This is a genomic window from Bradyrhizobium sp. OAE829, assembly GCF_040546575.1.
Lineage (GTDB): Bacteria > Pseudomonadota > Alphaproteobacteria > Rhizobiales > Xanthobacteraceae > Bradyrhizobium.
This window is the reverse complement of record NZ_JBEPOE010000001.1, coordinates 4,593,494-4,606,716: the sequence shown is the minus strand read 5'-3', so window position 1 is coordinate 4,606,716 and position 13,223 is coordinate 4,593,494. Positions and strand designations below refer to the sequence as shown.

The following is a 13,223-nucleotide window of genomic DNA, read 5'->3' as shown; positions in this document are numbered from 1 at the left end:
ACCGGAATGGGGCTGACTTCGCAGCTGGAAGCTGGACCCGTTACGATCGTCCGAACCGAGCAACAGGCTCGTCACGCAGGGAGAGACTTATGTCCGCACTTTCGCGCCGTCATTTTTTCAGCGCCGCCGCCGGCCTCGTTGCCGTCGCGGCGGCACCGCGTGTCGTCTTTGCCCAGGCGCCCGCCGCGACACCAGCGGCTGCCCCGGCCGCGGCAGGCCCGTTCACGCTGCCGCCGCTCCCTTACGCCTTCAACGCGCTTGAGCCGCATATCGATGCCAAGACCATGGAAATCCACCATGGCCGGCACCATGCCGCATACGTCAACAATCTGAACACCCTCGCCAAGACCAATGCGCAGCTCGGCACCAGCAAGGTGACGGATATTCTCGGCAATCTGAACGCCCTGAACGACGACATCAAATTCGGCGTGCGCAACAATCTCGGCGGCCATGCCAACCACACCATGTTCTGGGAAATCATGGCCCCGGGCGGCGGCAAGCCGGAAGGCGAGGTGCTGGCCGCGATCGACAAGGACCTCGGTGGCCTGGAAAAATTCCAGAACGACTTTAACGCCGCTGGCGGACGTCAGTTCGGCTCCGGCTGGGTGTTCGTGACCGTTGCCAAGGACGGCAAGCTTGCGATCGAAACCCGCCCCAACCAGGACAGTCCGATCATGGACGGCAAGCGCGCGCTGCTTGGCAACGACGTCTGGGAGCACGCCTATTATCTCAACTACCAGAACCGCCGCGCCGATTATCTCAAGGCGTGGTGGAACACGGTGAACTGGACCAAGATCGCGGAGCGCTATGCCGCGGCGAAGGCCGGTACGCTCGGCGTCTGATCGCGCTGTTCATTCCAAAGGTAAAAGGGCGGCTCGTGAGCCGCCCTTTTTTTTGTCAGTGTTGCGCTCGTCCAGTGCTCAGGTGATCAGAAACGATCGGCGTTCATCACCTTGGTCCAGGCCGCCGCGAAGTCCTTGGCGAACTTCTCTTTCGAGTCCGCGCAGGCATAGACCTCGGCGAAGGCACGAAGCTGCGCGTGCGAGCCGAAGATCAGGTCGACGCCGGTAGCCGTCCATTTGACCGCCTTGGTCTTGCGGTCGCGGCCCTCATAGACGTTGTCGCCCGACGGCTGCCACTCCGTGCTCATGCTGAGCAGATTGACGAAGAATTCGTTCGTCAATGTCCCCACCTTGCTGGTGAAGACGCCGTGCTTCGATCCGCCGGCATTCGCGCCGAGCACGCGCAGGCCGCCGACCAGCGCGGTCAGTTCGGGCCCCGTCAACCGCAGCAATTGCGCCCGGTCCACCAGCGCTTCCACGGGCGCCAGGAACTGATGCTTCTTGCCGTTGACGTAGTTGCGGAAGCCGTCGGCACGCGGTTCGAGCGGGGCAAAGGAAGCAACGTCGGTTTGATCCTGCGACGCATCCATGCGCCCCGGCGTGAACGGCACCTTGACGTCGACGCCGGCGTCCTTTGCGGCCTTTTCAACCGCCGCGGAGCCGCCGAGAACGATCAGGTCGGCAAGCGAAACCTTCTTGCCGAACTCCTTCTGGATCGCCTCGAGCTTCTGCAGCACCGTGTTCAGCTCGGCGGGCTGGTTGACCTCCCAGTCCTTCTGCGGGCTGAGACGAATACGCGCGCCATTGGCGCCGCCGCGCTTGTCGGAGCCGCGGAACGTCGATGCCGACGCCCATGCGGTCGAAACGAGCTGCGACACCGACAGGCCCGAGCCGAGAATCCTGGTCTTCAGCGCGGCGATATCAGCATCGCCGATCAGCGGATGATCCACCGCCGGAATCGGGTCCTGCCAGATCAGCGTTTCCTTCGGCACCAGCGGGCCGAGATAACGCACGACCGGACCCATGTCACGGTGCGTGAGCTTGAACCAGGCACGCGCGAACGCATCCGCGAACTGGTCCGGGTTTTCGTAGAAGCGCCGCGAAATCTTCTCGTAAGCGGGATCGAAGCGCAGCGACAGGTCGGTGGTCAGCATCATCGGCACATGCTTCTTCGACTTGTCGAAGGCGTCCGGGATCGTGGCTTCCGCGCCCTTCGCCTTCCACTGCTTGGCACCGGCCGGGCTCTTGGTCAGCTCCCATTCGTTCTCGAACAGGTTCTTGAAGAACAGATTGCTCCACTGCGTCGGCTGCTGCGTCCAGGTGACTTCGGGACCGCCGGTGATGGTATCGGCGCCGATGCCGGTACCATGCTTGCTCTTCCAGCCGAGGCCCTGATCCTCGAGAGCGCCGCTTTCCGGGTCCGAACCCACCAGCGACGGATCGCCGGCACCATGGGCCTTGCCGAAGGTGTGGCCGCCGGCAATCAGAGCAACGGTCTCTTCGTCGTTCATGGCCATGCGGAAGAAAGTTTCGCGGATGTCTTTCGCCGCCGCGAGCGGATCCGGGTTGCCGTTCGGGCCTTCCGGATTGACGTAGATGAGGCCCATCTGCACGGCGCCGAGCGGTTCGGCGAGCTGGCGTTCGCCGCTGTAGCGTTCATCGCCCAGCCAGGTGCCTTCGGGGCCCCAGAACAGCTCTTCGGGCTCCCAGACATCGGCGCGACCACCCGCAAAACCAAACGTCTTGAAGCCCATCGATTCGAGCGCGACGTTGCCGGCGAGAATCATCAGGTCGGCCCACGAGATCTTGCGGCCGTATTTCTGCTTGATCGGCCACAGCAGCCGGCGTGCCTTGTCGAGGTTGGCGTTGTCGGGCCAGCTGTTCAGCGGCGCGAAGCGCTGCTGGCCGGCCCCGGCGCCGCCGCGGCCGTCCGTGATGCGGTAGGTGCCGGCGCTGTGCCACGCCATGCGGATCATCAGACCGCCATAGTGACCGAAATCGGCCGGCCACCATTCCTGCGATTCCGTCATCAACGCGGTCAGGTCCTTGACCACGGCATTGAGGTCGAGGGTCTTGAATTCCTTGGCGTAATCGAACGCCTCGCCCATCGGATCGGACAGGGTGGAATTGCGGTGCAGAACCGAAACGTCCAGCGCGTCCGGCCACCAATCGCGGTTCGAGTGTCCGCCCTTGCCGCCCGAGAACGGGCATTTTGTTTTGTCGTCCATGATTGCCTCCTAAGGGCCGCTTCCTGTCAGATTGGAAGCACTCTAAGAGCCGCTTTCCATCAGGGGAAGTTGATTTTAATGATCGACACGATAAGATATTCTGATGATACAGATGACGCTCAGACAGCTTCGCTATTTTGATGCGCTGGCCCGTCACGGCCATTTCGGGCGCGCGGCGGAAGCCTGTTCGATCTCGCAGCCGGCCCTGTCGATGCAAATCAAGGAAATGGAGCAAGCGCTCGGCGGCGCGCTGCTGGAACGAAGCGCGCGACAGATCACGCTGACGGAATTCGGCGAAGAGATCGTCCAGCGTGTCCGCGACATCCTGCGCTCGGTCGATGAACTCGGCGACTTCGCGCGCGCGGCGCAGGACCGGCTTGCCGGACGGCTGCGCATCGGCATGATCCCGACGATCGCGCCTTATCTGTTGCCGAAAGTGATCGAGAACCTCGCGCGCATGCATCCGGAACTCGACATCCACGTGCGCGAGACGCTGACGCCGAAGCTGATCAAGGAGGTCGTGGAGGGCCGGCTCGATACGGCGATCGTGGCATTGCCGGTATCGGAGCCGTCGCTGACCGAGGTCGCGTGCTTTTCCGAGAACTTCCTCTTGGTGCGGCCGGGCGAGGACGAGGGAACGCCGGTGCCGAGCCACGAGACGCTGCGCGAGATGCGACTATTGCTGCTCGAAGAGGGGCATTGTTTCCGCGACCAGGCGCTGTCGTTCTGCAACATGCAGTCGCCGCCGCGCGAGGTGCTGGACGCAAGCTCGCTGTCCACGCTCGTTCAGATGGTCGGCGCCGGCATCGGCGTCACCCTGATTCCGGAAATGGCGGTCACGGTGGAAACCCGCTCGGCACAGGTCTCGGTCGCGCGGTTCTCTAATCCGCAACCGTCGCGAACCATCGGCATGGTGTGGCGCAAGACAAGCCCGCTGGCCGCACAGCTGCAGCAAATCTCGGAAGTGGTCTGCCTCGCCGCCGACGCCTTGCGCGAACAGCGCAAGGCGAGACCCTCGTTGCGGAAATCGCGGGTGTGATAAGCGGCGGCCTCACGGCCGCGCTTTATTTTTTGCTGGCCATTTATCTTGCTAGCCATGCCTCCTGCTGCCCAACTACCCCAAAGACAATTGAGCAGGGTGGCTGGTGACTCTCCGCGATTCGCGCGAAATCGCCGGCCAGTCGACCGCACGAAATAAAGTTGACCAACATATCGCTCGACGTTGATCCGTTCGTCCTAGGCGTAGTGCATTGCCAATTCGCGTCAGACGCGCAATGAAGATGGCATTGTCCGCCCCCGGCGATGAAAGGTTCCGCCATGATGCAGCTTTATTGGTCGCCCCGCTCGCGTTCGTTTTCCTCGCTGTGGCTGTTCGAAGAGACCGGGCAACCCTATCAACGCGTGCTGACGGACATCTCGACCGGCGCGCAGCGCAAGCTCGAATATCTTGCGATCAATCCGATGGGCAAGGTGCCGGCGCTCCGGGATGGCGAGGCCACGCTTGCCGAGGCCGCAGCGATCGCGGCCTATGTCGCCGAGCGCTATCCGGAAGCGAAGCTGGCGCCGCCGCTCGGAGATCCGCTGCGCGCAAAGTATCTCTACTGGCTGTTCTTCAGCCCCGGTTGTATCGAGCCTGCGATCGTGCAGCTCGCGACCAAGATCGAGATGAATCCGGTCGCGGCCGGCTGGGGCGATTCGCAACGCGTGATCGACGTGCTCGACAACGCACTGGAGAAAGGTCCGTGGATTCTCGGCGACAATTTTTCCGCAGCCGACATCATCATTGGCTCCGGGCTGAATTTCGCCGTGCGGCTGTTCAAGATGGTGCCGTCACGGCCCTCGTTCGACGCCTACATCGATCGATGCGCGGCGCGCCCGGCGTTCCAGCGCGCAGAGAAGATCGCGGCGGGATAGGCGTTCACGACTGTCGTCACCGGCAAATGTCGTAGGGTGGGCAAAGGCGCGCCTTCGCGCTGTGCCCACCATCTATCGATAGAACGTTGGCTTGGATGGTGGGCACGCTTCGCTTTGCCCACCCTACGGACCCGCGCTTGGGGGTCACGCATCCATGCGCTTGAACACCAGCGTGGCGTTGGTGCCGCCGAAGCCGAACGAGTTCGACAGCACGGTGCCAAGCTTGGCGTTGTCGATGCGCTTGCGCACGATCGGCATGTCGGCAAACACCGGGTCGAGCTCGGTGATGTTGGCGCTCTCGCACACGAAACCGTTGTTCATCATCAGCAGCGAATAGATCGCTTCCTGGACGCCGGTGGCGCCGAGCGAATGTCCAGTCAGCGCCTTGGTCGCCGAGATCGGCGGGCATTTTTCGCCGGTGCCGAACACCTTGCGGATCGCCTCGATTTCCGGCGGATCTCCGGCGGGCGTCGAGGTGGCGTGCGGATTGATGTAGTCGATCGGCGTCTTCACGGTCTCCATCGCCATCCGCATGCAGCGCTCGGCGCCTTCGCCCGACGGTGCCACCATGTCGTAGCCGTCAGACGTCGCGCCATAGCCGACCACTTCGGCGTAGATGCGCGCGCCGCGCGCCTTGGCATGCTCAAGCTCTTCCAGCACCACCACGCCGGCGCCGCCCGCAATGACGAAGCCGTCGCGGCTGACGTCATAGGGACGCGACGCGGTGGCGGGCGTGGCGTTGTATTTCGAGGACATCGCGCCCATGGCGTCGAACAGCACCGACAGCGACCAGTCGAGTTCCTCGCAGCCGCCGGCGAAGATCACATCCTGCTTGCCGATCTGGATCGTCTCATAGGCATTGCCGATGCAATGGTTGGACGTCGCGCAGGCCGACGAGATCGAATAGTTCACGCCCTTGATCTTGAACCAGGTCGCCAGCGTGGCTGAGGCGGTCGACGACATCGCCTTCGGCACCGCGAACGGCCCCACGCGCTTGGGACCCTTGGTCCTGGTGATATCGGCCGCTTCGACGATGGTTCGCGCGGACGGGCCGCCGGAGCCCATGATGATGCCGGTACGGACGTCGGAAACTTCGGTCGGGCTGAGACCGGCATCCTGGATCGCCTGCTCCATCGCGATGTGATTCCACGCCGCGCCCTCGCCGAGAAAGCGCATCGCGCGCCGGTCGATGACATCGGCGGGATTGAGGGACGGAGCGCCCTGCACCTGCGATCGGAAGCCGAGCTCGGCGTATTTTTCCGCGCGCGTGATCCCCGATTTCGCCTCATGAAGGCTCGCAAGCACTTCCTGCGTGTTATTTCCGATGGATGAGACGATGCCCATCCCCGTGATGACAACCCGCCTCATGATCGCCTCGTCCTGTCGTTTGCGTTTTGTGTGATGGCCGCCGTCAAACCGAATGCCGCCTTATTGGAGAGCCGGTAACTTACGCTCCCGGCAATGCGGCACCCTGCTTTAGCAGCCCCACCCTCAGATCCTTCGCGCGATAGATAATCTCGCCGTCGGCCGAAAGCCAGCCGTCGGCGATACCCAGCCAGAGCTTTAGACGCATCACGCGCTTGATATCGACGTTGTACACAATCTTGCGGACGTTCGGCATCACTTGACCGGAGAACTTCAGTTCGCCGAGGCCCAACGCCCGGCCGCGGCCCTCGCCGCCGGTCCAGCCGAGATAAAAGCCAACCATCTGCCACAGCGCGTCGAGGCCGAGACAGCCCGGCATCACCGGATCGCCTTTGAAATGGCAGCCGAAGAACCAGAGATCCGGGTTCACGTCGAGTTCGGCACGAACGATGCCCTTGCCGTATTCCCCGCCGGTTTCGGAAATTTCGGTGATGCGATCGAACATCAGCATCGGCGGCAGCGGCAATTGCGCATTTCCCGGGCCGAACAGCTCGCCACGGCCGCAGGCCAGCAAATCCTCGTATTCGTAACCGCCGCGGCGATCCAGCATCGTTTCAGCCTCTCTAAGATGTCCCGATGAGCGCTTTCGAGCGAACCGGACCGGTTTCCCGCGGGAGAATGACCGTTTCCCGCAAATTGGCGCTACTTAGGGTGCCACCGGCAAATGTCCCTGCCGAATATGCATATGTGGTCCGCGCGCTCTGTAACATAGGCCTTGGGGGCGGCAAAGCACTGGATACGGGCTAAAAACACCATGTCCCATCGTGGGTTCCGCCTTAACCTTGGGACCGTTCTAGTTGCGAAAAACTTGCATCTAAAGGATTTCCTTTTATATTGGGCAAGAATATTGCCCAAGTTTGTCAGCGTGGTACCGAAGTGGAAATGAACGACCAGGTCTCGACTGTGAACGACGACGCCGCTGACTTAGCCGCGATGGATCCGGCCGCCCGTGCCGCCGGACATCAACCGGCGTTGACCGGCTGTCCCTGGCATGACGTCAACGAAATGCTGCAAGCTGCAGGCCTGCGGCCGACCCGCCAGCGGATGGCGCTCGGCTGGCTGCTGTTCGGCAAGGGCGCGCGGCATCTGACCGCTGAAATGCTGTACGAGGAAGCGACCCTGGCCAAGGTGCCGGTCTCGCTCGCCACCGTCTACAACACCCTCAACCAGCTCACCGATGCCGGCCTGCTGCGTCAGGTCAGCGTTGACGGCACCAAGACCTATTTCGACACCAACGTGACGGCGCATCACCACTTCTATCTCGAGAACAACCACGAGCTGGTCGACATTCCCGATCCGCATCTGGTGCTGTCGCGGATGCCGGACGTGCCCGAAGGCTACGAAATCGCCCGCGTCGACATGGTCGTGCGGCTGCGCAAGAAGCGCTGAGCTTTTTCAGCTCGTCGTCCCGGCCTTGAGCCGGGACCCATAGCCACAAATGTTTGTTGTTTAGGGAAGGCGTCTACTCTCGCGCCTCATCGAGGATTGGTAGGGTGGGCAAAGGCGCGCTTGCGCCGTGCCCACCATCTATCCGGAATATGATCGAAATTGGTGGGCACGCTCCGCTTTGTCCGCCCTACGGCAGAGCGAACCTGCCTCAATCCACCTTCTCGTCGGCGTAGACGCCCCACAGCCGCTGCTGTTCGATCCAGCCGTCAAACCCGTTGCCGATCACGCGGCACCAGCCGGCGGCGCATTTCTTGACCTGGGCAACGACGCCGGCCTGCAGGCGCGCGGCGACCGCGCTGGACGGATCGGCGCGATCGTAGAGCGGCGCGAGTTCGTCCTTGGTCTTCATGGTGACGACGGCGGTGCGGCGGCCCGACAGCAGGGAGTGATAGACCCAGCCCTCGGCGCCTTCGGAATCGCGCACCCGGCGCCAGTTCTCGAATTCAGCTGTGATTTCGACCGGCAGGCCGGAGCGGGTGTAGACCCAGGCGACGTCATTGTCCTTGGTCGGGCCGGCTCTGACGTTCACATGATCGGACTTGAGGCTGACATAACGCGGCACCGGGAGGCCGCTGGTGGTGGAGCCTGCTTCCTTGGCTGAAAAACCTGTGCTGACCGACGCGCCCAGCATGCACCCTGCCAGCACCGCCATCGAACAGAAACGCCCCAACGCCATCAACTCGTCTCCTGCCGAAAACCTCTCAACTCGAATTCTTCGAGTTGAAACAATCCACTCAACGCCTGAAGCCCAAGACCCTTAAGCCCAAGACCCTTAAACCCAAGATCCTTAAACCTAGGTCCCCCTGTGCCCGCCTTGGTCGCAACTCGGATTGCCGTTCCCGAGGGGTTCTTGTCTTGGCCCGGCCTTCTGCTAGAGAGGACGGAACGCTTGAGAACCAGAACGCCCGAATTTCCCTGATTACCTTGACCCTTCCCTTGGCGGCCCCAAGGTAAGGACCGGGGAACCCGAGGAAGCTTTCAGGAAACCAAAGGAAACGACCAGGTAGCCGTTCGAACCGCGCAGCGATTGCAGTGTCGAACAACCAGGTTAATGAGGCCTCAACGGCGAAGCTTCTGACTCGTCAAAGGTTGGGCGAGCCATTGCCTCATGAGAGCAGGACATGTCGGTTAAGAAAAAGCCTCTCGTCGTGGTCACCCGCAAACTCCCGGACTCGATCGAGACCCGGATGCGCGAACTGTTCGATGCGCGGTTAAATCTCGACGATACGCCGATGACGCCGGAACAGATCGCCGAGGCGGTCCGTACCGCCGACGTGCTGGTGCCGACCGTGACCGACCTGGTCAACGAGGAAATTCTCAAGCAGCCCGACTGCAAGCTGCGGATGATCGCCAATTTCGGCAATGGCGTCGACAATATCGACGTCACGGCGGCGCATGCGCGCGGCATCACCGTGACCAACACGCCGAAGGTTTTGACCGAAGACACCGCCGACATGACCATGGCGCTGATTCTCGCGGTGCCGCGGCGGCTGATCGAGGGCGCCTCTATCCTCACCGACGGCAAGAACTGGCCGGGCTGGTCGCCGACCTGGATGCTCGGTCATCGCATCGGCGGCAAACGCCTCGGCATTATCGGCATGGGCCGCATCGGCCAGGCGGTGGCGCGCCGGGCGCGCGCCTTCGGCCTGCAGATCCACTATCACAACCGCCGCCCCGTCGCGCCCGTGATCGCCGACGAATTGGGCGCGACCTATTGGGAAAGCCTCGACCAGATGCTGGCGCGGATGGACATCATCTCGGTGAACTGTCCGCACACCCCGGCGACGTTCCACCTCTTGTCGGCGCGGCGCTTAAAACTGATCCGGAAAGAGGCCTATATCGTCAACACCGCGCGCGGCGAGGTGATCGACGAGGACACGCTGATCAAGCTGATCGAAGGTGGCGAGATCGGCGGCGCCGGGCTCGACGTCTACGAGCATGAGCCCGCCGTCAATCCAAAACTGGTCCGGCTGGCAAAGGCCGGCAAGGTCACGCTGCTGCCGCATATGGGCTCGGCCACGATCGAAGGCCGCGTCGAGATGGGCGAGAAGGTGATCATCAATATCAGAACCTTCCTCGACAACCACAAGCCGCCGGACCGCGTGCTGCCCAGCATGCTGTGAGGCGGCCGCCGAGGATGATGTGAGCGAAGCCCACGCATCGCTGCTGAACCGTCTCGCCGCCACCATCGTCGCACGACATCCCACGCGGATCATTCGCGTCGCGATCGATGGCGTCGACGGCGCGGGCAAGACCACGCTGGCGGATGCGCTGGCGCCGATCGTGGCAGCGCAAGGCCGCCCCACCATCCGCGCCTCGGTCGATGACTTCCATCATCCCCGCGCCGTTCGTTATGCGCGGGGGCGCTACTCGCCGGATGGCTTTTATCTCGACTCGTACGACTACGATTCATTTCGGACGCTGTTGCTCGATCCATTGAGTCCCGGTGGCTCCGGTCGATACGTCGCAAGGCGTTTTGATCTCGACGACGACCGGCCGTTCGAACCGGTCACGCAGCAAGCGCCGCCAGCCGCCGCGCTGATCGTTGACGGCATCTTCCTGCACCGTCCCGAGCTTCGCACCTATTGGGATCTCTCGGTATTCCTGAAGGTCGACTTCAATGTCTCCGTGCCGCGCGGCGCGCAGCGCGGTACGGATTTGGGCGCGTCCGATCCGGCTTCGCCGTCCAACCAGCGCTATGTCGGCGGGCAGCAGCGATATCTGAGCGAGTGCGACCCGGAACAACGCGCCGCTATCGTGATCGGCTACAACGATTTGCGCGAGCCGCAGATACTGAAGTGGCCTCGGACATAGCCCGGCGCTCGGCTCGCCCGGACACGCCGTTTCAGCCTGGCACCTGGGGAACAGCGCTCAGGTTCGGTCTCAGGCATTCTCCAAATCACAGGAAACAAACGCGGTGGTCGCGCTCACCTGCCAGATGGAGAACTGCCATGAATACCCAGAATGCTCAGATCGATGCGCTTTCCGACGAAGAGCTCAACGCCGTCTCGGGTGGCAAGGACCGGGTTCAAGTGACCAAGGAGCAGTATGAAGAGATCCTCGAGGTCGAGTTCATGTTCGCCAGCCTCAAGAAGTAAGCCCGAATGCCCTCAGCGGATTAGCAAGACGCAGTCCTCCGCCTTGGAAAATACGAGTACGGCGGATCAGGCCTCATGGCCGATCCGCCGGACTTGTAAAGTATGTAACTTCCCTCCAGCGGAAGCTACGCCGTCTTTTCTTTCCGTCTCTCGCGCTTGCGCCATTCCCCGACAAACGAGACGAACGCGCCCAGCGCCGGCGGCGGCTGGCGGCGGCTCGGGTAGTACAGAAACGGTCCGGGAAACGGCGCGCACCAGTCGTCGAGCACGCTGACCAGCGCACCAGATTTGATGCCAAAGCGTACATATCCTTCAAACGTCAACCAGAAGCCGATCCCATCATGGACGGCGCGCAACGCGAGGCCGAGATAGGTCGCGACCAGTTTTGCCGGCGGCGAAACCACCACGACACGTCCCGCCTTCTCGAATTCCCAATCCAGCATGGCGCCGCTGCCGAAGCGGGTGCGGATGCAGGCGTGATCGAGCAGATCCTTCGGCTGCATCGGCTTGCCGTGTCGCGCCACATATTCCTTCGATGCCACCACCGCGTAGCGCTGCGGCGCCCCGAGCGAAACCGCAATCATGTCCTGTGCCAGATGCTCGCCGTAGCGCACGCCGGCGTCGAAACCGCCGGCGACGATATCGACGAATGCACTCTCGCCGACGATCTCCAGTTCGATCTGCGGAAACTTTGCAAGAAACGGCGCAACCATCGGGGCCAGCACGAGGTCGATTGCCGGCGGCGGCGCATTGATCCGCAGACGGCCCGAAGGCACGCCGCGCAGGCCGCGCACCTGATCCAGCGCGTCGCCGACATCCGACATCGCCGGCCCGACCCGGGCCAGCAGCAACTCGCCGGCTTCGGTCAATGCGACGCTGCGGGTGGTGCGGTTCATCAGGCGGACGCCAAGCCGCTCCTCCATGTCGCGCAGCCGCTGGCTGAGACTGGAGACGGAGACGCGCTGCTCGATCGCGGCGCGCCGGAAATTCCGGGTGCGCGCCACGGCGACGAAGGCATCGAGATCGCGGAGGTCAAAATCCTGCATTGTTCGATATACTGAACAAGCTATTCAGCATTGTCCAGCTTATCGCTGTAATCGCGTTCGGCCATACCAGCCTCGTCAACCCGGCGCGGGAATCCCCGCCGCCAACACGAGGAGCACCACCATGGAACACCGCAAACTCGGCAAGACCGGCCCCGATGTCGCCGCCATCGGTCTCGGCTGCATGGGCATGTCGGACTTTTATGGTCCGGCCGACCGCGGCGAGAGCATCAGCACCATCCACGCCGCGCTCGACGCCGGCATCACCCTGCTCGACACCGGTGATTTCTACGGCATGGGCCACAACGAATTGCTGATCCGCGAGGCCCTGGCCGGCCGCAGCCGCGGCGATGTACAGATCAGCGTCAAGTTCGGCGCGCTACGCGATCCGGCGCGCGGTTTCATCGGCATGGACGGCCGCCCCGCAGCGGTGAAGAATTTCATCGCCTATTCGCTGCAGCGCCTCGGCGTCGATCACATCGACATCTACCGGCTGGCGCGGCTCGATCCGGCGGTGCCGATCGAAGACACGGTCGGCGCCATCGCCGACATGATCAAGGCCGGCTATGTCAAACACATCGGCCTGTCCGAAGTCGGCTCCGACACCATCCGTCGCGCCCATGCCGTGCATCCGATCGCCGATTTGCAGATCGAATACTCGCTGATCTCGCGCGGCATCGAGGCCGACATTCTGTCGACCTGCCGCGAGCTTGGCATCGGCGTCACCGCCTATGGCGTGCTGTCGCGCGGCCTGATCAGCGGACACTGGTCGAAGAACACTTCCGGCCAGCAGGATTTCCGGCAGATGAGCCCACGCTTCCAGGGCGCCAATCTCGACGCCAATCTGGCGCTGGTCGAGCCGCTGCGCACGGTCGCCGCCGAACTCGGCGTGTCGGTGGCGCAGGTCGCGATTGCCTGGGTGGCGGCGCAGGGCACCGATATCGTGCCGCTGGTCGGCGCCCGCCGCCGCGACCGCCTGACGGAGGCGCTCGGCGCGCTCGACGTCAAACTAACGCCGGCTCATCTGGCCGCCCTCGCCAAGGCATTCCCGCCGAATGCAGCCGCCGGCACACGCTATGCCGCCGAGCAAATGACGCATCTCGACAGCGAGAAAAAGCAGGCCTGAACGCAACCGCACGAGTTCCTGCGCCCCCACTCGCCGGCGCGCGAGGGCTGCGTGAGGAAAATCACGGTAACTCATCAAGCCTGTCTCTAGCCTCCTGT

Annotated in this window: 13 protein-coding genes; 8 read left to right on the top strand and 5 right to left on the bottom strand. The window is 63.0% G+C overall.

Going from position 1 to position 13,223, the window contains the following annotated elements:
* The first annotated feature begins 89 nt into the window (after positions 1 to 89).
* Positions 90 to 842, top strand: coding sequence for a superoxide dismutase (locus ABIE49_RS22275; RefSeq protein WP_192736265.1), 753 nt, complete (start codon positions 90 to 92; stop codon positions 840 to 842).
* Positions 843 to 928: 86 nt separating this feature from the next.
* Here the strand turns inward: ABIE49_RS22275 and katG are convergent, their stop codons facing one another.
* Complete coding sequence (gene katG / locus ABIE49_RS22270; RefSeq protein ID WP_192736264.1) at positions 929 to 3,070, bottom strand: catalase/peroxidase HPI; 2,142 nt, start codon at positions 3,068 to 3,070, stop codon at positions 929 to 931.
* Positions 3,071 to 3,173: 103 nt separating this feature from the next.
* On the opposite strand from katG, the gene ABIE49_RS22265 reads away from it, so the two are divergent.
* Both ABIE49_RS22265 and ABIE49_RS22260 read left to right on the top strand, forming a co-directional pair.
* The gene (locus ABIE49_RS22265) at positions 3,174 to 4,109 is read left to right on the top strand and encodes a LysR substrate-binding domain-containing protein (protein WP_192736263.1); all 936 of its coding nucleotides are present in this window, start codon (positions 3,174 to 3,176) and stop codon (positions 4,107 to 4,109) included.
* Positions 4,110 to 4,387: 278 nt separating this feature from the next.
* Entirely contained in the window at positions 4,388 to 4,984 is a 597-nt protein-coding gene (locus ABIE49_RS22260; RefSeq protein ID WP_192736262.1) for a glutathione S-transferase family protein, read from the top strand.
* A gap of 144 nt (positions 4,985 to 5,128) precedes the next feature.
* On the opposite strand, the gene fabB is transcribed toward ABIE49_RS22260, so the two are convergent.
* Together fabB and fabA are read right to left on the bottom strand one after the other, a co-directional pair.
* Positions 5,129 to 6,352 (bottom strand): beta-ketoacyl-ACP synthase I, encoded by a 1,224-nt coding sequence (gene fabB, locus ABIE49_RS22255; protein WP_192736261.1) that lies wholly within the window; start codon positions 6,350 to 6,352, stop codon positions 5,129 to 5,131.
* Positions 6,353 to 6,431: 79 nt separating this feature from the next.
* The gene (gene fabA, locus ABIE49_RS22250; protein WP_192736260.1) at positions 6,432 to 6,959 is read right to left on the bottom strand and encodes a 3-hydroxyacyl-[acyl-carrier-protein] dehydratase FabA; all 528 of its coding nucleotides are present in this window, start codon (positions 6,957 to 6,959) and stop codon (positions 6,432 to 6,434) included.
* Between the two features lie 383 nt (positions 6,960 to 7,342).
* On the opposite strand from fabA, the gene irrA reads away from it, so the two are divergent.
* A complete protein-coding gene (gene irrA / locus ABIE49_RS22245) occupies positions 7,343 to 7,798 on the top strand; it encodes an iron response transcriptional regulator IrrA (RefSeq protein WP_283813786.1) in 456 nt (151 codons plus the stop codon).
* A gap of 208 nt (positions 7,799 to 8,006) precedes the next feature.
* On the opposite strand, the gene ABIE49_RS22240 is transcribed toward irrA, so the two are convergent.
* On the bottom strand, positions 8,007 to 8,534 hold the full coding sequence (locus ABIE49_RS22240) for an SH3 domain-containing protein (RefSeq protein WP_192736259.1): 528 nt from the start codon (positions 8,532 to 8,534) through the stop codon (positions 8,007 to 8,009).
* 445 nt (positions 8,535 to 8,979) lie between these two features.
* Between ABIE49_RS22240 and ABIE49_RS22235 the strand changes: the two genes are divergently transcribed.
* The 3 genes from ABIE49_RS22235 (at position 8,980) to ABIE49_RS22225 (ending at position 10,956) form a co-directional block, all read left to right on the top strand.
* Entirely contained in the window at positions 8,980 to 9,981 is a 1,002-nt protein-coding gene (locus ABIE49_RS22235; protein ID WP_192736258.1) for a 2-hydroxyacid dehydrogenase, read from the top strand.
* Positions 9,982 to 10,000: 19 nt separating this feature from the next.
* Entirely contained in the window at positions 10,001 to 10,672 is a 672-nt protein-coding gene (locus tag ABIE49_RS22230) for a nucleoside/nucleotide kinase family protein (protein ID WP_210337284.1), read from the top strand.
* 137 nt (positions 10,673 to 10,809) lie between these two features.
* The gene (locus tag ABIE49_RS22225; protein ID WP_192736257.1) at positions 10,810 to 10,956 is read left to right on the top strand and encodes a bacteriocin; all 147 of its coding nucleotides are present in this window, start codon (positions 10,810 to 10,812) and stop codon (positions 10,954 to 10,956) included.
* Positions 10,957 to 11,081: 125 nt separating this feature from the next.
* On the opposite strand, the gene ABIE49_RS22220 is transcribed toward ABIE49_RS22225, so the two are convergent.
* Positions 11,082 to 12,002 (bottom strand): LysR family transcriptional regulator, encoded by a 921-nt coding sequence (locus ABIE49_RS22220; RefSeq protein WP_192736256.1) that lies wholly within the window; start codon positions 12,000 to 12,002, stop codon positions 11,082 to 11,084.
* A 121-nt stretch (positions 12,003 to 12,123) separates the two neighbouring features.
* Here ABIE49_RS22220 and ABIE49_RS22215 point away from each other — a divergent pair, with 121 nt between their 5' ends.
* Positions 12,124 to 13,125 (top strand): aldo/keto reductase, encoded by a 1,002-nt coding sequence (locus ABIE49_RS22215; RefSeq protein WP_192736255.1) that lies wholly within the window; start codon positions 12,124 to 12,126, stop codon positions 13,123 to 13,125.
* Positions 13,126 to 13,223 lie beyond the last annotated feature (98 nt).

Bases quoted from the DNA above. Each gene is read 5' to 3' on its own strand.
- ABIE49_RS22220 (WP_192736256.1), bottom strand. From the start codon at position 12,002: ATGCAGGATTTTGACCTCCGCGATCTCGATGCCTTCGTCGCCGTGGCG.
- ABIE49_RS22215 (WP_192736255.1), top strand. From the start codon at position 12,124: ATGGAACACCGCAAACTCGGCAAGACCGGCCCCGATGTCGCCGCCATC.
- ABIE49_RS22265 (WP_192736263.1), top strand. From the start codon at position 3,174: ATGATACAGATGACGCTCAGACAGCTTCGCTATTTTGATGCGCTGGCC.
- ABIE49_RS22235 (WP_192736258.1), top strand. From the start codon at position 8,980: ATGTCGGTTAAGAAAAAGCCTCTCGTCGTGGTCACCCGCAAACTCCCG.
- fabB (WP_192736261.1), bottom strand. From the start codon at position 6,352: ATGAGGCGGGTTGTCATCACGGGGATGGGCATCGTCTCATCCATCGGA.
- fabA (WP_192736260.1), bottom strand. From the start codon at position 6,959: ATGCTGGATCGCCGCGGCGGTTACGAATACGAGGATTTGCTGGCCTGC.
- ABIE49_RS22225 (WP_192736257.1), top strand. From the start codon at position 10,810: ATGAATACCCAGAATGCTCAGATCGATGCGCTTTCCGACGAAGAGCTC.
- ABIE49_RS22240 (WP_192736259.1), bottom strand. From the start codon at position 8,534: ATGGCGTTGGGGCGTTTCTGTTCGATGGCGGTGCTGGCAGGGTGCATG.
- katG (WP_192736264.1), bottom strand. From the start codon at position 3,070: ATGGACGACAAAACAAAATGCCCGTTCTCGGGCGGCAAGGGCGGACAC.
- ABIE49_RS22260 (WP_192736262.1), top strand. From the start codon at position 4,388: ATGATGCAGCTTTATTGGTCGCCCCGCTCGCGTTCGTTTTCCTCGCTG.
- irrA (WP_283813786.1), top strand. From the start codon at position 7,343: ATGGATCCGGCCGCCCGTGCCGCCGGACATCAACCGGCGTTGACCGGC.
- ABIE49_RS22275 (WP_192736265.1), top strand. From the start codon at position 90: ATGTCCGCACTTTCGCGCCGTCATTTTTTCAGCGCCGCCGCCGGCCTC.